This is a genomic window from Sporolactobacillus nakayamae (assembly GCF_900113325.1).
GTDB classification, from domain to species: Bacteria; Bacillota; Bacilli; order Bacillales; family Sporolactobacillaceae; genus Sporolactobacillus; species Sporolactobacillus nakayamae.
Map to the genome: position 1 here is coordinate 24910 of NZ_FOOY01000005.1, position 19413 is coordinate 44322.

The window sequence follows — 19413 nt, forward strand, 5'->3', positions numbered from 1 at the left end:
TCGCTTATAGGTAAGACTCTGTTGCGACGAGGATCATTTCCGCAGGCATGTCGCCTTTATTAATCAACTGATGCTCCTCAGTAGCGTGATAATAAATGGCGTCACCTGTGCTCGCGTGATAAAACTTCTTTCCGAGGCGTACGGCGATGGCGCCAGAGAGAACATAGACGAAGGTCTCAGATGGAGAAGGCTCGAACGTTTTAAATGCGCCTCGAATCCCAAGCGTCAAGCGAATGGGCTCCATCTGCTTTTCATTTGACTCCGGGACAAGCCAGTGAACCTGATAACCAAGCTGTTCATCGGAGAACTCAGACTGATCCGGTTCCTGGTAAACCACTTTCTGATCGAATGTCTGATCATCGAAAAATGATTTCGGATCACTGCCCAAGACTGCCAACAACTCAAAAAAAGTTTCAATAGAGGGCGAGCTCAGATCACGCTCAATTTGTGATATGTAGCCTTTCGTCAGATCCGTCCGCTCTGCCAGTTCTTCCTGTGTCAAGCCGCTCTTAAGGCGCAGATTCTTGATTTTTCTGCCGATCAACACCGATAGTCCCCACTTTCGTTTGTTTACTATTTATATACACTAAGTTTAGTAAAACAAATTCATTATAAATGTTTTGTGAAAAATAACAATCAGCTGAAGGAAAATATGCTGAATTTTTGTCGAATTGGGGCTGATGAAAATTCTACTTTTCTGAATTTGTTAGAACGAGGATTATGAAAATGTCAATAACTCTGTGGATAAGTGGATAACTTCTGTAAAGCCTTTATTAATACGCTGTAAAAATGTGCATTTTTTTGTTAATAAATATAAATCAAATTGTGGATTATGTGGATATCAGTGTATAAGTGCTCATTCATCCGACTTTTACAGTGTCAAGTCTGTGGATAAAGCTGTGCATACTGTTCATAACATTTTTCGACATTTTTTCTAAAAAACCGGGCAAAAAGCGCCCGGTCCTTACTTCCGCAGGGTGTGGTAGCTTTCGCGTTGCATACAGGACGTACTCTCACAGTGATGGCTTTTGCGTTGCATACAGGACGTATGCGTAATTAGCGAAAGTTCCTTACATACGAAAGTTCCTTTGCTCCAAATGCAGTTTTGAATCATCACCCTTGTCTTGAACAGACATTTCTATTCCACATTGGTAGGAAATTATAAGAAAACATTTAAAGGAAACGAGTGTAAGCGGTCCGGAAAAACGCCGCGTCCTGCGGCTCACCGGACACTAGGCCGTCCATGGCCGTCGCAACTAAGTCTTCGCCAGAGGCTTGGCGAAGCCAAGTTTAGGTAATGCGGACGGAATAAAATAAGCGGAGATTTTCCGCTTATATGCATCATGGCGCTGGTTTCACAGGTATATAAGGGTAATTTCTCCGCTTATGCACAGAAAAAACCTCCATTTTCACGTTTTTCGATTCGATAAGCGGAATTTTTCCGTCTATTCAAGCGATTTTTTCATTCATTTTCGAATTAAGCGGAATTTTTCCGTTTATTTCTCAGATTGAGCACTTACCTGATCGCCCAATGACTTTATCGTCGTATCGGCAAGGCAAAACGCTACTTTCTTAACTTGTAAAAAGAATCCCTCAATCCAAAATCGGATCGGGGGATCTTTTGCTCGTTCACCAAAATTCAGTCGGAAGGATGCGCTCTGCCATCAGATCATCAAGACTGCGGAAATGATAGCCTTGCTTCTTCAAATCGTGAATAACGCGTTCTAATGCTTGAGCGTTATCCTTCGACACGGTGTGGAGCAGAATCACTGCTCCTGGATGAACACGATTCATAATGTGGTCGTAGGCGTAATCAGCACCATGCTGTTCATCTCTAAGCCAATCTCGGTACGCGGCGGACCAAAAAACGTTAATATATCCCGCATCGTAACCAAGCTTCAGCGATCGTTCACTAAACGTTCCTCTAGGAGGACGCAGGTAGGTCATTTGTCGATCACCCGTCAATTGTGTGTACCTCGTCTTTAATTTAGCCAGTTCTTTCTTGTATTTAACATCGCTGATTTTCGATAAATCAGGATGGCTCCAAGAATGATTGCCAATGATATGGCCTTCTCTGACCATTCGTTTGACTAAATTCGGCTGGTCGGAAATATAGTGTCCGGTAATGAAAAATGTGGCCGGCACCTGTTCCTTCTTCAACGTGTCAAGAATTCGCGCAGTGTACCCTGCCTCATATCCATTATCAAACGTTAGAAACAGTTCTTTTTTCGCCGTGTCACCGATAAATACACCATTGTATTTTTTTAGCAGTGCTGCATATTCAGGCTCTGTGGTCGCCGGTTGATTGTTTTTTGCAGGCTTGAAATACCAATCCTTCCCGTATGTTGAAAAAGGGTGGATAATTAACCCACAAAGTGCGACCAAGAGCACAAGCGCGATTTTTCTCACACGATCCCCTCCACGTTTAGGGTTAACCGTTTGCGCACGATTTATGTGTGGTTATTTTTCCGTTAGACCTTCCACCCAGTCATCGCGAAATCTGCGGATTTTCACTTCGAGGTTATCCATCATCTCCAGGACGTTTTCCAAATCCTTTTGATTGACCGTTTCTGCATCAAACGCGCCAACAACCTGCGAAAGAAGGACGAACCTATTTTTAAGATAACTCACTTGATGCGCTTTTGAATGCGTCGCTCTCCCCAATTTCAGCACCTCCACTATAGCTTCTCCACTAACTTTAGCATAGAAAAGGCAGAATGGTTTGGCAGACGAATTACGGACTCGGATTACCGAGCCATATAGCGAAGCGATAGATGATCTTGAATCGGCATCCATGCACCAATACCTTGCTGCATAATATTCCTAACCTCGATCCGCGCTTTGCCGCCTTTTAGGATCAGAAACACTTCACCGTAGGTAATTTTCCCTCGTTCATTGACCGCCGGCACATAGCCGTATAGGTGGCCGATTTGTTTTGATTGTACCTGATATGGGCGATCAATTTTTGTACCGGCTCCGATAATGGTTGAAAAAGAGATAGGTAAATGAGTCTTTTGTGTTGTTTTTGACATGATCAACTGGCTGGCTTCCTCTTTTTTCGGAATATCCGACGTTAAACCGCCGCTCACTTTCGCCTGTATTTTCTGCACGTAGCCGATTTGTTGAGCGCTCTTGCTGCCGCGCGCGTCCGCTGCATTATCATTAATTTTTTTGAATTCCCAGTTCACCGAGGTTTCCTTCGACATATAATTGAGCGGCCATTCGCCTAAATAGATGCGCGCAGAATAGCCGATCGACCATTTCGATGGATGAATTGCCGACTCATTTAGCAATTTGATCAATACCGGATTCTCAATCGGAACATTCGCGGTCTTGAGCAATGTCTTCGTGCGCGCGCTTGGGACAAGCTCTGAGGCATCATGAGTTGGATTCGGGTACGTATTTTCTTTAGAGATGTCGATCACTGAATCGGGCAGTTTCGTCGGTACCGCGCTTTTCGCACCGGCTATTGAGGATATGCTGAAGAGGAGCGTGACGCACAGAATTAAGGTCATGAATTTTTTCAAGGCAGAGAACTCCTTTTTGCCTTATCTTCTGTAGGCACCTGCAAAATTATCCAACGAAGGCATAGTCAATTAAATGCGGATGCGTTATGGTCACGCGACAAAGCGCTCGTGAGCAAATAAGAAAAAGCGAGTTGTATCCTAAATAGGAGCAGTAGTAACCAATCGATCAGAAGTCGTAACGAAATCATGAAAAGTTCACCTAAACCTAATAAGGTTCTGTTGGACCATACTGCTATCTCGTCTAGCCACAGATCAAGCTCCTTTGGGTTCTACCGACAGTTATCCGTCAATCGACATTTATAATTTCTTAGACAAAAAAATTGAACCCTCACATTCCAAAACAATTTTTTGGAACATGAGGGTTCATCTTCCCCTGTACTAGCAAATACGGCAGGTGATCATTCATTGGGTGAACTCTATAATTGGCTCATTCACCGGCGATTGCGATCGATTTAATCGCTGCTTCACTCAATCCGGTTAGTTCGCTGATTTCAGCATGACTCATTCCTTTTTGCAGCAGCTTCCGGGCAACCTGTTCTTTTGCTTTTCGTTCTCCCTGTTCAATTCCCTCCTGTTTTCCGCGATCATAAGTGGAATTGGGCCACTTGAGCACTTCTTCTTGGATTTCTTCCGGAAGCTTTTTAGCTTGATTCGTCAATTGATCCACCTCTTCCTTGTCTAATTGAAGATAAGTCTCGAAAAATCCATTGATCATGCTCTCACGCGCTTCTCCAAGATGCATGTTGATCATTTGCCTGATAAAAGCGAGTCGTACCTGCACACGTTCTCTTTTCGAGTAGTTCATCCTGCTCATCAGCGCGGCGGCAGCAGGATTATTGCTGTTCATAAATTTTCGCCAGTTCATTCTGGAAAGTTCGAGTTTCAAAAAATGGAACACGCTAACAACCATCAGATGAGGTACTTTTACCACGAATTCGTCCGATTCATCTCTAACTCCATCATAACTGAAAATGGCGATGGGTAAAACAGGTTTTCGAAATTTCAGATAGATCATGCAATAATAGAGATACATCCGTTCAGAAAAATCTTCTTGGTAATAATTCTGTGCTTCAAGATGAACAATCAGGATGACGTCTTTTTTTGATTTCAGCTTCGTTTCCGCGATAACATCTGCCCGTTTTTTGTCGCCTTCGACCATATCTGCGAACAGTTCCTCGGAAAGAAATTTTTTCTCGGAAAGATCAAGCGCCTGGTAAATTTTTGGGAAGAAGGCTTCGAGAAATTCATCAAAAAACTCGTGAAGCAGGACTTTAAAGCGTCGATCGTGGTCTATAGACATAGGAAGCCTCCTTGCGAGGTATGTTTCGGTCATGGGAGAGGAATATATGACGTGAAGCGAATCGAGAAGAGAACAAACAATCGTATTTTCATAAGTATACCTTATTTTGAAAAATTGTGTCAATTACTTTGGAGCGAACAGTCCACGGTAAACATGATGGAAACTTGAAATCGATTGCGTCTTCAAGCATAGGTACTGCACTCGAACCATTCATAAAGGCGACCTGCGATCAGTTCACCTGTTAAAGTTGCTGCCGCTTAACTGCTGAAGGGTTGCCTTTTATGATGAAGTTTTCAATCATCTGCCAAGTTATTCGTTCACCCGCTCAAGATACGGGTTACCTGAATCAACCAAAGTGGTTATTGAGGATGCCACTGCTTCATATAGCCAGGTTCCGTTTCTGCAGAAGGTCTATAACGAGTTAACCAAAGATTTAGTTATCCATAAGTCGATAGTTTATAATTTCCTAGACAACGAAAAAAACCAGAGGCAGCAAACTGCGCCGCTTCTGGTTCTCTGGGATAATCTGACGTTCAATCGAACAGATGCAGCTTGCCGATCCGTTCAACAGCTTCTGTCAAACGATCCGGTTCGCTCAGAAGCCCGATCCGCACATAGTTTTCTCCGCCAGCGCCAAAACCGACTCCCGGAGCAAGCACAACATGCGCCTTTTCCAAGACATACTCAAAGAACGATTCGGATGAGTAGCCTTTAGGAACAGGCAGCCAGCCGAAAAATGAACCCTTGGACGGCACAGCGTTCCAGCCGATTTTCTTCGCAGCATCAAAAAAGGCATTTCGACGCGTTTCATAACGCTGCACAAGTTCATGAACACAATCCTGCGGGCCAAGCAGCGCTTTTGCACTCGCTTCCTGGATACCACCAAAAAGGCTGACAAAGTAATGATCTTGGAACAGTTCGATCGCTTCGATGACACTCTTGTTACCGAGCGCGAAACCAACGCGCCAGCCTGCCATGTTATAGGTTTTGGACAATGTGTAGGTCTCAATGCCAACTTCCTTTGCGCCGGGTGTTTGGAGAAAACTGCGCGGTTTTTCGCCATCAAAGCCAAGCGCGCCGTAAGCGAAGTCGTGCAGTACGCAAATATTGTGCTGTTCCGCCGTCTTCACCGTTTCCTCAAAGAAATCCGCCGGAGCCGTAGCTGAAGTAGGGTTGTTCGGATAATTCAAGAACATCAATTTCGCCTTATCGAGAAGGCTTTCAGGCATCGATCCGTAATCAGGAAGAAACGCATTCTCTTCTCGAAGCGGCATCAATTCCATATTCAGATTTGCGAGTGCAAAGCCGGACAGGTAATCCGGATAGCCCGGATCCGGCATGAGCACAGTATCACCGCTGTTCAATAGGCACTCGCCAATCTCAACAAGTCCGGTCTTCGATCCGAACAAAATGGCAACTTCAGTTTTCGGATCAAGATCCACATCGTATTCCCGTTTATAGAAGGTCGCAATCGCCTCTTTCAGAAAATCATAACCTCTGAACGGTGAGTACTTATGATAGAGCGGATTCGCGGCCGCTTCCTGCAACGACTTGACAATATGCGGCGGGGTCGGTTGATCAGGGTTGCCTTGTCCCAAGTTAATGACGTCATAGCCCTTGGCAATGGCCGCATTCGTCTTTACGACAAGGTCTGCAAAAAATTGTTTTGGCAAGCGATTAAGTGCATCTGATTTAGCAAAATAAACCATCCAATTCCACTTCCATGTCTCTGATTAAATTTTTTAAAGGTATTGAAAAGACTGATTCTAACAGTATCTATATTTTCAAGGATAAACGCTTATTTGTAAAGGAATCTTGCTAACCAATGTAAAAATAATCAGGGACGAATTCAGCAAAAACAGGTATACTTGTTTTTGCTGAGCTTTGTACGGAGTTTAGTAACTGAGAGAGAAAGGGCTACTGAGATGAACACAGCATACCAGCGTTTTCAGTTTTCATTATTAATCGGTTCTGTTTTTATTTGCGGCGCTGCAGAAGGCATGCTGCTTCCGCTGATCGCTTCACTTCTAGAAACAAACGGTGTATCCGCCATTTTAAATGGCCTTGGGTCTACTTCGCTTTACATCGGCATGCTTGTCTCCGTGCCGCTCATGGAGAAGCCGATGTGCAAGCTCGGATACAAGCGTTTTCTCATTGCCGGACTCGCACTCATCACCTTGCCTTTGTTTCTTTTTCCGGTATGGATGAATCTCTGGTTCTGGTTTGTCCTTAGGTTATTTGTCGGCTTTGGAGACAGCATGCTCCACTTTGCCGCGCAAACCTGGATCACCATGGACAGCCCATTGAACCGGCGCGGGCGGAACATAGCCTTTTATGGCCTGGCGTTCGGTCTTGGTATCGCCGTCGGTCCAATGCTCGTCCGACTCGTCAGCTTTGGCGTGCCCGTTCCATTTATCACTAGCGGCGTGTTCTGTTTCATCGTGCTGCTTCTGTTGCTGCTGCTGAATAACGAATATCCTGAACTGAGCGGCACGAACGATTCATCCGCGCGTCAATTTTTCATTCGTTATAAAAAGGTCATTGCCGCTACCTGGTCAGGATTAGTGGTCACCTTCGCTTTTGGTTATCTGGAGACTTCTTTAACTAACAGCTTTCCAATCTTCGCGCTGCGTCAGGGCTATAATCTAAACGCGATCTCGATTCTTCTTCCCGCTTTCGTTACAGGAGGCTTGCTCACGCAGGTACCTCTTGGCATGATTGGTGATCGATTCGGCCGCGCGCGGCTTCTCCCATTTATTTGTTTGTTCGGCTCAGTGTTTATGGCGCTCACCGGAGTGCTTTCCGCTCATTTCTATGGTATCTATCTTACGCTATTAGGTTCTGGATTGCTGATCGGATCGCTTTATTCGATGAGTATGGGCTATGTCAGCGACTTGCTTGATAAGGAGCAGATTCCGCTTGGAAATATACTCATGACCGTATGCTACAGTGCGGGATGCATGATCGGACCTGTGTCCGGCAACACGCTGATCAGTCTTACTCCCAAAGGCGGACTATTTTACGGAATCGCTTTTCTCATCTTACTTGCCGCGCTTAGCTGCTTCATTCAGCAGACATCGAAAAAGCAAAAATCGCCGCTTGAGCATTCATTAACCAGAACAAGCGTCTCGAATCGTTGAGGCACTTGTTCTTTTCTTTATTCCAGCAAGAACCTCTCACCCCTCCATTGCATATCCTAACAGAGCAACGGGACCTTCAATCGCGTTGAAGGCCTCCTTTTAGGGGGAATCGCTCATGAAAAAAAAGTTAATGATGCCCGACCTGAACGTGGCGACTCACTGGATGAATCAGAAAGTCACACGCGAGACGCTTCTTGGCAATCCCACGCTCATTCATTTTTGGTCCGTTAGCTGCCCCAAATGCAAGCAGGCACTCCCGGTCGTCCAATCCATTCGTGAAAAACACAGAGGAATTTTAAACGTTGTGGCGATCCACATGCCTTTATCTGAAGCGGATTTGGACGTCAATGAAGTAGCGCGCACAGCTGCGATGCATTCGATCACCGAACCCATTCTCATCGACAATACGCATCGACTCGCCGATGCGTTTGGAAATCGTTTCGTCCCCGCGTACTACCTGTTTGCTCCGGACGGAAGCCTCATTGAGTATCATATGGGCGAACGTGGAGCGCTGCGTATCTATAAAACCACTGATCGGCTGTTGAACTAATGTGTATAAAAGATGATTAATTTCCGTTTAAAAAACCGAATCATCACATAGACCAAACAACCGATCACTGTACCGATTGTATTCAATACAATATCATCAATATCAAAAATCCTTGCCGCAAATAAATATTGGCAGGATTCAATAATCAAGCTAACGCTACAACCAAACAGTAATTGCCAGACAAGGCCATGCTTGAATCGAATGATCATGGGCAGGAAAAAACCAAGCGGAAGAAAAAGCAGCACATTGCCGAAAATATTCTTCATGATTAACGCACTGCTTCCGCTCCGCAGCATAAGCCTAATGCTGCTAAAAATAAGCAAATTGCTTGAACGGCCATAAGTATAATAATTGTGCGTAAACAGCGTAACGAAAACGAGAATCGTCATGTAACACAAAAAACAAATGATTACGATGTTCCTTTTTTTATGTACGTTATTCCTCATGGCCGCTTTCCTCCTTTCTTAATAGTTATGTGGTTCCTTGAGAATGATGAATGCTTGTACGAAGAGAAACAATTTTTTTAGATTGCTAGACAAAGAGAATGAAACTGTACTACAATGAAATTGAGGATAATTTAAAATAATTATAATCTTTACTTTCAATGCTGTCGCTAACTTTAGCGGCAGCATTGAGTGCTTTTAAGGGTTTCGATGATGATTATTATTCTCAATTAAAAAAATTAAATGTCATTTTCCCATTGAAAAAGAAAAACTTTATATTAAAATATAATTGTTATCATTTGATAATTATTATATTTAATAAAAGAAAGGTTGGATTTATTATGATGCAAGAATCGACACTCACCCAGATACCTAACGGACATAATCCTTATCAGCGTATAAAAGATCTTTGGAAAAAACACGGCGAATTAATCGCCGCATTGACCGGTGGTGGTTTGACACTTGTTGCCTACTTGCTGGGACTGATGAATGTTTCCTACAACTGGGTTCTGTATCCTGCAGCCTATCTTATCGGCGGCTATTTTAAAACGAGGCAGGGAATTTCGGATACGATCCGAACCCGTCAGTTAAATGTGGAGCTGCTAATGATCACAGCTGCTATTGGAGCCGCATGCATTAATCACTGGCTTGAAGGGGCAATCCTAATTTTCATTTTTGCACTTAGCGGTGCACTCGAAACCTACTCGACTGCCAAGAGCACAAATGCCTTATCCGCGCTAATGAATTTGCAGCCTGAAGTCGCACGTCTCGTCGCGAATGGCAATGAGACAATGGTCTCAGTAACTAAGATACAACCCAGCGACATCGTTCTCATTAAACCAGGTGAACGTATTCCTGCTGATGGCGTGATCATTAACGGTGAAACGACAGTTAATGAGGCAACCATGACCGGCGAGTCAGTGCCTGTCTATAAAAAAAGCGGAGAAAAATTAATGGCTGGAACGATGAATCTGGACGGAAGTGTCTATGCACGTGTGACCCAACGAAACAGCGATTCCTTATTCAGCAAGATTCTGGAACTCGTTCAATCAGCACAAAAAGAGAAAGCGCCAACGCAGCTATTTATTGATCGTTTCGAGAAAACCTATGTAAAAATTGTTCTTATAACCACCGCATTCATGTTGTTCGCACCACATTTTTTATTTGGCTGGTCATGGAGTGAGACCATCTACCGGGCTATGGTTCTGCTTGTAGTCGCCTCACCATGTGCGCTCGTTGCCTCAACCACGCCGGCTGTTCTTTCCGCCGTTGCTTACGGCGCTCGGCGCGGCATTCTTATCAAAGGCGGGATTCATTTGGAACAACTGGCGATGATTAAAGTGATTGCCTTTGATAAAACCGGAACCATAACTAAGGGGACACCCGAAGTCACGCGATTCATTAATATGAGCGATAAGGATGACTTACTATTTCTCAATCACATCGCCGCGATCGAAAACCAATCCTCTCACCCACTCGGAAAAGCAATCGTAGCTTATGCAGAAAAAGCATCAAACGACATGACATTGCCTCCAGTAGAAAGCATTAAAGTGCAACCGGGATATGGCGTTGCGGGACGTGTTGACAATGTGGATTATAAAATAGGTAAAACAGAAATGATGGATCCTGTAGCAATGCAGCAATTTAATGATGCAAATCAATCCTTTGGATCCGATGCAAGCGAAACTTTAGTTTATATAGCGTCTGGAGAGAAAGTTATCGGTGCCTTTGCCTTGAAAGACCAAATTAGAGATTCCGCTGTTGCCGCCATTAAGTCACTTAAGAGCTACGGCATTAAGACCGTCATGATTACCGGTGATAACGAGCGCACCGCAGCCGCCGTACAAAAGGAATCAGGCGTCAGCAGTTACATTGCCAATTGCCTTCCTGAAAACAAAGCAATTGAAATCAAACGATTAAATAAGAACTATGGGCATGTCGCCATGTGCGGTGACGGAATCAACGATACCCCGGCACTGGCACAAGCTTCAGTTGGTCTGGCTATGGGTGCCGGAAACGATGCAGCTCTAGAAACCGCAGACATCATCCTGATGAAAAATGATCTGACAAAAATAGCAGACGCGGTTCATCTTTCAAGGAAAATGAGTCGAATCGTTAAAACAAATATTTTCTTTGCCATGGCCATGATCGCATTTCTCATCGCCGTCAACTTTCTTCAATTTCTAACCATGCCGTTTGGCGTCGTTGGTCACGAAGGAAGCACAATCTTAGTCATTCTGAATGGATTAAGATTGTTGCGTGGATAAAACTTATTAACGAAAACGAGCCCCTATCATTTAATGGGCTCGTTTTTGAGTTGATGTATAATCGCGTTGATCTGACCTCCGATAATGATTGTGATCGCAGTCAGATAGAACCAGAGCATCAGTACAATGATTCCTCCAAGCGTGCCGTATGTAGAAGCATAGTTACCGAAATAGCGAACATAAAATGAAAAACCATAGGATACAACTTGCCAGCTGGTACCTGCAATCACAGCACCGACCATCACCTCATCCATCTTCAACTTCATATTGGGGCCGAGTCGATAGAGAAAGGCGAAGATGATAATGATCACGCAGAAGGTAACCAGTGTGCTGATGACCGACCACATATCTGCGAAAGTATGTGAAAGACCAATATGGTCAAATAAAATTCTTGCCAGCCCTGCTGAAATCACATTGACTGCCAATGTCATGGCAATGGCGAAAATCATGGCGACAGTGAAGCACATAGCCAGCAAACGTGTGAGAAAAAAAGAGCGTGATTCTTTAACTTGATATGCGCGATTCAGTGTACGCATGAGTGCGTTGATGGCACTTGATGCCGGCCACAAAGTCGCGATCACACCAAGCGAAAGCAGGCTGCCGCGTTTCGTAAAGACGCTATCCAGATTTTGATGGATGAGTGTGAGCACTTCTTTTGGAAGGTAAGCACCAATGAGCGAGATCAGCTGCGTTTGATCGAGTCCTAAATAAGGAATGATCGCAAATAAAAAAACAAACAGCGGAAAAAGCGACAACAAAAAATAGTAAGCCAATGTTGCCGCCAAATCCGCTGTATGGTCTTCAATAAATCGTTTGCCCAGAAGTCTCGCGAAGAGAAGAATGTTTTTTAACTTAATTTTCCCCATTTTTCCCCATCCCCGGTCTCTCTGTACTTAAAGAAACTTATTACGAATGATGAACGGAATGTTTTTTAATTCCGTTCTTATTTTGTTGCTCCGTACTAGAAGCCGAATGAATATGCTTCTGGTTAACTGAGCGCGGCATCGTACCCGGATTAGGCACCGATGTCTCATTCTCCAACCTGTGGAGCGCGTCTGCCTCAGTATCGATCAATACTGGTTCTTGGTAATTGGCAATGTTTTTCCCGGATTGCTTGATTTTTCCAGCCATCTCGGCAAGCTCACTTCCAACTTCCATAACGTACTGATACGTGTCGCTCGTGCTTGTTCGCGCTTTTTCAACACGGTCGATCATTTGTTGAAAGTCATCCGACACTTCGCGCGCAAGCCCTTTAAGGCGAGTACCGGTGACCTGCATGTATTTGCCAACTTGATCCGGATGCTGATACACCGTACGCATCATTTTCCCGCCATTACTTGCCGCTGTCGACAGATGATGACCCCATACCGATCGTGTCTCGCGGCTCATCAGTGACAGACCGCAGCCAACCATGCCGCCGATCAGCATGAATTTGCCCATCTGGCTTTTGCCATAAACACTCATCAGATTCTGCCCCCTCGCAGTAGCGTAATCCTTAAAAGGATCACACGGATAGTCTGCGCACACCCGATCATTAATATGAGGCAATCAGTAGAAGAGGCAGTTGCTAAATAGTGGTGGATTTAGTGTTCTCCAGCCGAAATCTGTTCAAGTAATTGCTCAGTCCCGCGGTCAATCAGGTCATATACTTCATCAAAGTTTCCTGTGTAATAAGGATCCGGAACATCTGCTTGCGGCCGATCATGAAGCAATGCCATAAATCGGCTGATCTTCTCCTTGTAACGCGCTCCGGCCATCTTGAGCAGATCCTGCTCATTCTGTTGATCCATCGCGATGATACGATCGAATTTTTCAAAATCAATTGGTTTCAATTGCCGCGCCTTAATCTGGTCAAAAGAGATGCCGGATGCCGTGAGCCTCTTTTGTGTTCCGCGATGCGGCGGATCACCGATATGCCAATCGCCGGTTCCTGCGGAGTCCACACTAATCTTATCGGAAAGTCCCGCCTTAGCTACCTTCATTCGCATCACAGCTTCGGCCATAGGCGATCGGCAAATATTTCCAAGACAAACAAAAAGCACGCGCATCATATTCTCTCCTTAATGAAATCCTACGTACATCATAACAATAAATTCAGGAACAACAAAATCTAACGGTTCATTGACTATGCTACAATACTTACAGATGCAGAAAGAAGGGGAACAATGAAGACATTGAATAAGCAGTGGGAGCTCGACTCCATTTTTCAAGGAGGTTCCACATCAAGCACATTTCGCACTTTTTTAGATGAACTGCAGCAAGAAATCGGCCAATTTAATCGAAAATTGGAAACCATTACAGCTCCATTTACTGTCCATGATGCCGAGGCATTTACTCAGATCGTCATGACTTATGAAGCTTTGAACAAACAACTAAACGAAGCCGGCGCTTTTGTCGAGTGTTTATCCGCACAAAACATCAAAGATCCGAATGCCTCATTGGCTAATAATCGGACTCAGAGACTCAGTGCCGAATTAGACGCCTGCACGAGTTTGTTTGAGAATATGCTGCGACAAATTTCAGATTCCAACTGGAACGGTTTGCTTCAAAACGGTGATTTAAAAGAGGTGCAATTCGCGCTTCGTGAAAAAAGAGAACTTTCGCGGAAGAAACTCGGATCCGACCAGGAACAGCTGATTAGCGGACTCGCGGTTGACGGCTATCATGCTTGGGAAGACCTTTATTACAGCTTGATCGGAAAAATGGAAATCACGATTGATCGCAATGGAAAGAAAGAGAAGATATCCGTCAGCCAGGCAAACAACTTGATTGATGACTCCGATCGCTCTGTTCGCCGCACGGCCTTCGATGCCTTAGAATCCGCCTGGTCCGAGAATGCAGATCTGTTCGCAGCTACATTGAACCACATTGCGGGATTCCGGATTGCGGTTTATAAAGCGCGCGGTTGGGACAATATAATCGATGAACCTTTGGATTACAATCGAATGTCGGAACAGACTTTGACAACCATGTGGGCCGCAGTTGATCACTATAAACCGAAGCTTGCGACGTTTATGAAGCGCAAAGCAGAGTTGCTCAAGCTAGAGAAGCTCTCATGGTTTGATGTTGATGCCCCGCTTACGCAAAGCAGTGAAAAATTAACGTATGAAGACGCCGCGGAATTCATCATGCAGCATTTTGGCTCGTTCAATCCAAGCATGGCGTCGTTTGCCAAGCAAGCTTTGGAAAAACGCTGGATTGAAGCAGAAAATCGGGCAAACAAGCGGCCAGGCGGCTTCTGCACGAATTTTCCAATCTCCGAACAGTCACGAATTTTCATGACATTTAGCGGCACTGCCTCAAACCGGTCGACACTTGCCCATGAACTGGGTCATGCGTACCATCAATCACTCATGAACAGGCTGCCTTACCTTTCACAAAACTACGCGATGAATGTTGCGGAAACAGCGTCCACTTTCTCTGAAATGATTGTCAGTGACGCAGCAAAATCAGCCGCCAAAACAAAAGAAGAACGGATTGCGTTCTTATCCGATAAATTAGAGCGGTGCGTGGCCTTGCTTATGAATATTCATGCCCGTTTCCTATTTGAAACCCGTTTTTATGAAGAGCGCAAGCAAGGCGTGGTCGGTGTTGAACGTTTGAATCAGCTGATGACCGATGCAGAACGTGAAGCTTATCTCGACACTTTAGATGTTTACCATCCCACGTTTTGGGCGTCTAAGCTTCACTTTTACATCACCAATTGGCCGTTTTACAATTTTCCCTACACATTTGGCTTCTTGTTTAGTACAGGGATTTATGTTCAGGCACTTCAAGAAGGTCCCGCGTTCGCTGAAAAATATAATGCGCTGTTGCGTGATACCGGCCGCATGACGACGGAACAGCTCGCCCAGCAGCATCTCGGTGTTGATTTGACAAAGCCTGATTTTTGGTCCTCAGCACTGGACTATCTGATGCGCGACGTTGATGAATTCTTAGAACTGACGAAGTAAAAGGGAAATGAACGAATACCGCCGATAAAGGACTCAATCATAGATAATGAAACATTTTCTATGTACAATGAAATTAATAACAAATAATAATAATTTTAATTTATTTTTCATGCTGCCATCCAATCGGACGGCAGCATGTCCCATTTTAAGGGTTATGAAGATGATTACTATTCTCATTTGCACATCATTTTTTCACTTTAACTTGTAAAGAGAGGTCTATGATTATGGAACATGCGGCAAACAGAATGAATCAAAGATTGAATGTGCTTCGCGCAGGTGTTCTCGGCGCGAATGACGGCATTGTATCAACAGCGGGCATCGTTATCGGCGTCGCAGGAGCAACAACGAATACAACGACCTTGTTAATTTCCGGATTGGCCGGCCTTGTCGCAGGAGCGCTGTCTATGGGCGGTGGAGAGTTTGTCTCCGTCAGCACCCAAAAAGATACCGAAAAAGCCGTTGTCGAGGCAGAAAAAATCAGGCTTAGAGACGACTATGATGGCGAAGTCCAAGAACTGGCTCAGATCTACATCAAAAACGGTCTGTCCGAAGAATTATCGAGAAAAGTGGCTGTCGAATTAATGAACAAGGATGCACTCGGCGCTCATGCCACTGCTGAACTAGGCGTAAACCCGAACGAATATGTCAATCCGTGGTACGCGGCTTTGTCATCGATGATCTCTTTCACAATTGGCGCAATCCTTCCCTTTCTGTCCATTCTGCTTTTTCCTGAATCTGAACGCGTCTTATTCACTTTTATTACCGTTCTCATCGCATTAGCCATGACCGGGTTTGTCAGTGCAAAATTAGGAGGCGCTCCGAAACGCCCGGCGATTATCAGAAACGTCCTGGTCGGGGCATTGACAATGGCCATCACCTACACAGTCGGCAACCTTGTATAAGAGATTTTCCTGATCTGTTACGACTTAAACAAGGTAAGCGAAACATGGATTGTGTTTCCCCCATTCAGAATTTTTCAGTTATAATGGTCTATAGATTAATCGGATCCCGTTATTCATCAATTGAAGATAAGGGAGAAGACTTCAGGCCTGGAGAGGGGAACGCAAAGTGGAAAGCAACAGACAACTACTGATTCGGCGTATCCGTACGGCTTCAAAAAAAGAGTCGGCGGATTTAGTTATAAAGAACGGTAAAATCATTGATGTATTCAGCGGAGAACTTCTGCAAACAGACGTTGCCATTGCGGACGGTATGATCGTCGGGCTTGGTAACTATGAGGGAAAAAAAATGATTGATGCGAGAGGGAAAATAATTAGTCCCTCTCTAATTGACGCTCATGTGCATATTGAATCGTCAATGCTGACGCCTGGCGCATTTTCCGATGTACTTGCCGCCCATGGGGTAACAGCTGCAATCACCGATCCGCATGAAATCGCCAATGTGCTTGGTGCGGATGGCATTCGTTTCATGCTGGAACGTGCAAAAGAAAGCAGCATTGATCTCTACGTCATGCTGCCTTCATCAGTACCGGCAACTTCGTTTGAACATAACGGTGCAACACTGGATGCGGCTGATTTAGAGCCTCTATTCCAGTATGAGAACGTTCTCGGTCTTGCGGAGGTCATGGATTTTCCCGCTGTGTTGAACGCAGATCCAAAGATGGTTGATAAGCTGGCAATGACACAAAAGCATAGCTGGCGTATTGACGGTCATGCGGCGGGACTGGACGCTCGCGGTGTAAACGTGTATAAAGCCGCCGGCATTCGCACAGACCATGAATGTGTGAATAGCGATGAAGCTCAGGACCGTTTATCACGCGGTCTCTATGTCATGATTCGCCAAGGCACGGTTGCCAAAGATCTGCCACAGCTGATCTCTCTAGTCAATGAAACCAATAGCCGCCGCTTCCTCTTCTGTACCGATGACAAGTATCCGGACGATCTGATCCGCGAAGGCAGCGTTGATCATAATGTGCGTCTGGCAATAGAAAGCGGACTTGATCCGATCACTTGCATTAAAATGGCGTCACTTAATGCGGCTGAGTGCTATGGGTTCCGTGAAAAAGGGGCCATCGCTCCAGGATATGAGGCCAATTTCCTGCTTCTTGACGACTTGGATCATTTCTCAATCCATCAAGTCTACGCGCATGGACAACTCGTCGCTGAGAACGGGAAAACAGTTCTTGCTCATACTGATTCTTCAATAAAAGCCGAAGAACATCCGCTGATATGGTCGGAACTTTCACAAGAACAGTTCACGATTTCATTAGGTTCAGAGCGAAAAGCGCATGTGATTGGAATTATTCCAAATAGTCTCGTAACCCGTGATCTTGTCGAACAGGTGCCGACACAAAATGGACAATTCACTTTTTCAAAGGATAATGACTATTTGAAGCTAGCTGTTATTGAACGGCATAAAGGTTTGGGCACCATTGGTCTGGCAATTGTAAAAGGGTTTGGGATGAAGTCAGGTGCACTAGCGACAACGATCGCTCATGATTCTCATAATTTAGTTGTGACGGGCTGCAGTGATCAAGATATCATGGCTGCCGCTGAACGTTTGAAGGAAATTGATGGTGGAATGATTGTCGTCAATAATGGAAAGATACTTGCAGAGCTTGCGCTGCCGATCGCGGGTCTGATGACTGACACGCCGGCAAAACAAGTAGCTGAAGCGTTAAAAAAATTGCGAGAGGCAGCGTCCTCGCTAGGCGTCTCCGAATCCTTTAATCCGTTTCTAACCTTATCGTTCCTAAGCCTGCCTGTTATCCCGGATTTGAAACTGACGGATACCGGCCTATTTGACGTACGTGCTTTTAAACATATCTCTGTTTCTGCAGATTAACGAACGTATTTTCTTGAGGAGGATTTTTCTTGTTTGAGTTGCCGGAAGCTTTTAGAAACAAAATGATTGCGCTCATGGGCAGTGAAGAAGCGGGCGCTTTTTTTGAAACCTATAATCAGGACAGAGCATTCGGGTTACGTGTCAACAGCTTAAAGCTGTCCCCCGCTAAACTTTTGGAATGCGCGCCATTTCATCTGGAACCTATTCCGTTTTGTCAGGAGGGTTTTTACTATCAGAATTCAGATGCGCCTGGGCAACATCCATACCATCAGGCAGGACTTTATTACATTCAAGAACCGAGTGCGATGTTCGTCGCAAAAGCTTTGGATCCAAAGCCCGGCGAGTGTGTGCTCGACCTATGTGCGGCACCCGGCGGAAAATCGACACAATTAGCCGCAACGATGGGCAACACAGGCTTGCTTATCTCGAATGAACCTTACCCGAAACGAGCGCGGGCACTTTCCGAGAACGTTGAACGTATGGGGCTAAAAAATACAGTGGTTACGAATGAAATGCCCGAGCGGTTGGCTCATTATTTCCCGGGCTATTTTGACAAAATTCTCGTAGACGCGCCTTGCTCCGGTGAAGGCATGTTCCGAAAAGATCCGGAAGCGATGCACTATTGGAGCCCGGAGCATGTCGCGGAATGCGCTGCCCTGCAGGCGCAAATTTTGGAACAGGCGTATGTCATGCTGCGTTCCGAAGGTATTCTTGTTTATTCAACCTGCACATTTTCGCCTGAGGAAGATGAGCGAATGATTGACTCTTTTCTGGAGAAGCATCCGGACCTTGAACTCTTGCCAATTGAAAAAAAGGCGGGGGTTTCGAACGGACGTCCACAATGGTCGGAGAGTGAAAATCCTGATCTCTCCAAAACGGCGCGACTGTGGCCGCATCGACTGCTTGGAGAAGGGCATTTTGCCGCAAAAATCGTCAAGCATGGCTCAGCATCGGTACGTAAACAAACTGCCGCGCCATCTGTTAAAGAAAACCTGCTGAAGGACTACCGCATGTTTGAACAACAGGCGCTTCAAAGACCATTGAACGGTATTTTTCATTTCATCGGTAATCAGCTCTTCCTGCTTCCGGATGATTGTCCGGACTTGGGACGTTTAAAAATCGTCCGCGCAGGCTTGCATTTAGGCGAGCAGAAAAAAAATCGTTTTGAGCCTAACCACTCGCTTGCGCTCGCACTGCCGGCCGACGCATTTCAATATCAGTGTCCCCTCGTTTCTTCCGGTGAGGATTGGAATCGCTATTTGCATGGCGAAACACTGCCGCTCGATAATGCCTTAAAGGGTTGGACTGTGGTCACAATTGACGGATTCCCACTCGGTTGGGGCAAAGCAAGCGGCGGTATCTTGAAAAATTCCTACCCAAAAGGGCTGCGTCGCAGAGGAATAAAATAAGATCAGACATGGAGTTGAG

Annotated in this window: 17 protein-coding genes; 7 read left to right on the forward strand and 10 right to left on the reverse strand. The window is 45.2% G+C overall.

What is annotated here, in order from left to right:
* Positions 1-4: 4 nt before the first annotated feature.
* From BM003_RS03680 to BM003_RS03705, 6 genes are all read right to left on the reverse strand, one after another.
* A complete protein-coding gene (locus BM003_RS03680) occupies positions 5-547 on the reverse strand; it encodes a helix-turn-helix domain-containing protein (RefSeq protein ID WP_093670236.1) in 543 nt (180 codons plus the stop codon).
* A gap of 1082 nt (positions 548-1629) precedes the next feature.
* Complete coding sequence (pdaA, locus tag BM003_RS03685) at positions 1630-2409, reverse strand: delta-lactam-biosynthetic de-N-acetylase (RefSeq protein WP_177184625.1); 780 nt, start codon at positions 2407-2409, stop codon at positions 1630-1632.
* A 51-nt stretch (positions 2410-2460) separates the two neighbouring features.
* Positions 2461-2664, reverse strand: coding sequence for an SE1561 family protein (locus tag BM003_RS03690; RefSeq protein WP_093670565.1), 204 nt, complete (start codon positions 2662-2664; stop codon positions 2461-2463).
* 83 nt (positions 2665-2747) lie between these two features.
* The gene (locus BM003_RS03695) at positions 2748-3527 is read right to left on the reverse strand and encodes a YfkD family protein (protein ID WP_093670238.1); all 780 of its coding nucleotides are present in this window, start codon (positions 3525-3527) and stop codon (positions 2748-2750) included.
* A gap of 427 nt (positions 3528-3954) precedes the next feature.
* On the reverse strand, positions 3955-4827 hold the full coding sequence (locus BM003_RS03700; protein WP_093670240.1) for an RpnC/YadD family protein: 873 nt from the start codon (positions 4825-4827) through the stop codon (positions 3955-3957).
* A gap of 533 nt (positions 4828-5360) precedes the next feature.
* On the reverse strand, positions 5361-6536 hold the full coding sequence (locus BM003_RS03705) for a pyridoxal phosphate-dependent aminotransferase (RefSeq protein WP_093670242.1): 1176 nt from the start codon (positions 6534-6536) through the stop codon (positions 5361-5363).
* A gap of 216 nt (positions 6537-6752) precedes the next feature.
* Between BM003_RS03705 and BM003_RS03710 the strand changes: the two genes are divergently transcribed.
* Positions 6753-7967, forward strand: coding sequence for an MFS transporter (locus tag BM003_RS03710; RefSeq protein ID WP_093670244.1), 1215 nt, complete (start codon positions 6753-6755; stop codon positions 7965-7967).
* Positions 7968-8082: 115 nt separating this feature from the next.
* The gene (locus tag BM003_RS03715; protein ID WP_093670246.1) at positions 8083-8517 is read left to right on the forward strand and encodes a TlpA family protein disulfide reductase; all 435 of its coding nucleotides are present in this window, start codon (positions 8083-8085) and stop codon (positions 8515-8517) included.
* On the opposite strand, the gene BM003_RS03720 is transcribed toward BM003_RS03715, so the two are convergent.
* Complete coding sequence (locus tag BM003_RS03720) at positions 8514-8963, reverse strand: VanZ family protein (protein ID WP_093670248.1); 450 nt, start codon at positions 8961-8963, stop codon at positions 8514-8516. The genes BM003_RS03715 and BM003_RS03720 overlap by 4 nt on opposite strands.
* Positions 8964-9304: 341 nt before the next feature.
* On the opposite strand from BM003_RS03720, the gene BM003_RS03725 reads away from it, so the two are divergent.
* The gene (locus BM003_RS03725) at positions 9305-11227 is read left to right on the forward strand and encodes a heavy metal translocating P-type ATPase (RefSeq protein ID WP_425441037.1); all 1923 of its coding nucleotides are present in this window, start codon (positions 9305-9307) and stop codon (positions 11225-11227) included.
* A gap of 26 nt (positions 11228-11253) precedes the next feature.
* Here the strand turns inward: BM003_RS03725 and BM003_RS03730 are convergent, their stop codons facing one another.
* The 3 genes from BM003_RS03730 to BM003_RS03740 all read right to left on the reverse strand — a co-directional run bounded on the left by BM003_RS03730 (position 11254) and on the right by BM003_RS03740 (position 13278).
* Positions 11254-12093: a YihY/virulence factor BrkB family protein gene (locus BM003_RS03730; RefSeq protein ID WP_093670250.1), complete on the reverse strand. Its 840-nt coding sequence runs from the start codon at positions 12091-12093 to the stop codon at positions 11254-11256.
* A 40-nt stretch (positions 12094-12133) separates the two neighbouring features.
* Positions 12134-12691, reverse strand: coding sequence for a hypothetical protein (locus BM003_RS03735; RefSeq protein WP_177184626.1), 558 nt, complete (start codon positions 12689-12691; stop codon positions 12134-12136).
* 119 nt (positions 12692-12810) lie between these two features.
* Positions 12811-13278: a low molecular weight protein-tyrosine-phosphatase gene (locus BM003_RS03740; RefSeq protein WP_093670252.1), complete on the reverse strand. Its 468-nt coding sequence runs from the start codon at positions 13276-13278 to the stop codon at positions 12811-12813.
* Positions 13279-13392: 114 nt separating this feature from the next.
* Here BM003_RS03740 and BM003_RS03745 point away from each other — a divergent pair, with 114 nt between their 5' ends.
* The 4 genes from BM003_RS03745 to BM003_RS03760 all read left to right on the forward strand — a co-directional run bounded on the left by BM003_RS03745 (position 13393) and on the right by BM003_RS03760 (position 19394).
* Positions 13393-15180, forward strand: a complete 1788-nt coding sequence (locus tag BM003_RS03745) for a M3 family oligoendopeptidase (protein WP_093670254.1) — start codon at positions 13393-13395, stop codon at positions 15178-15180.
* A 224-nt stretch (positions 15181-15404) separates the two neighbouring features.
* Complete coding sequence (locus tag BM003_RS03750) at positions 15405-16082, forward strand: VIT1/CCC1 transporter family protein (RefSeq protein WP_093670256.1); 678 nt, start codon at positions 15405-15407, stop codon at positions 16080-16082.
* Between the two features lie 166 nt (positions 16083-16248).
* Positions 16249-17985 (forward strand): adenine deaminase, encoded by a 1737-nt coding sequence (gene ade / locus BM003_RS03755; RefSeq protein WP_093670258.1) that lies wholly within the window; start codon positions 16249-16251, stop codon positions 17983-17985.
* A 29-nt stretch (positions 17986-18014) separates the two neighbouring features.
* The gene (locus tag BM003_RS03760; RefSeq protein ID WP_093670260.1) at positions 18015-19394 is read left to right on the forward strand and encodes an RsmB/NOP family class I SAM-dependent RNA methyltransferase; all 1380 of its coding nucleotides are present in this window, start codon (positions 18015-18017) and stop codon (positions 19392-19394) included.
* Positions 19395-19413 lie beyond the last annotated feature (19 nt).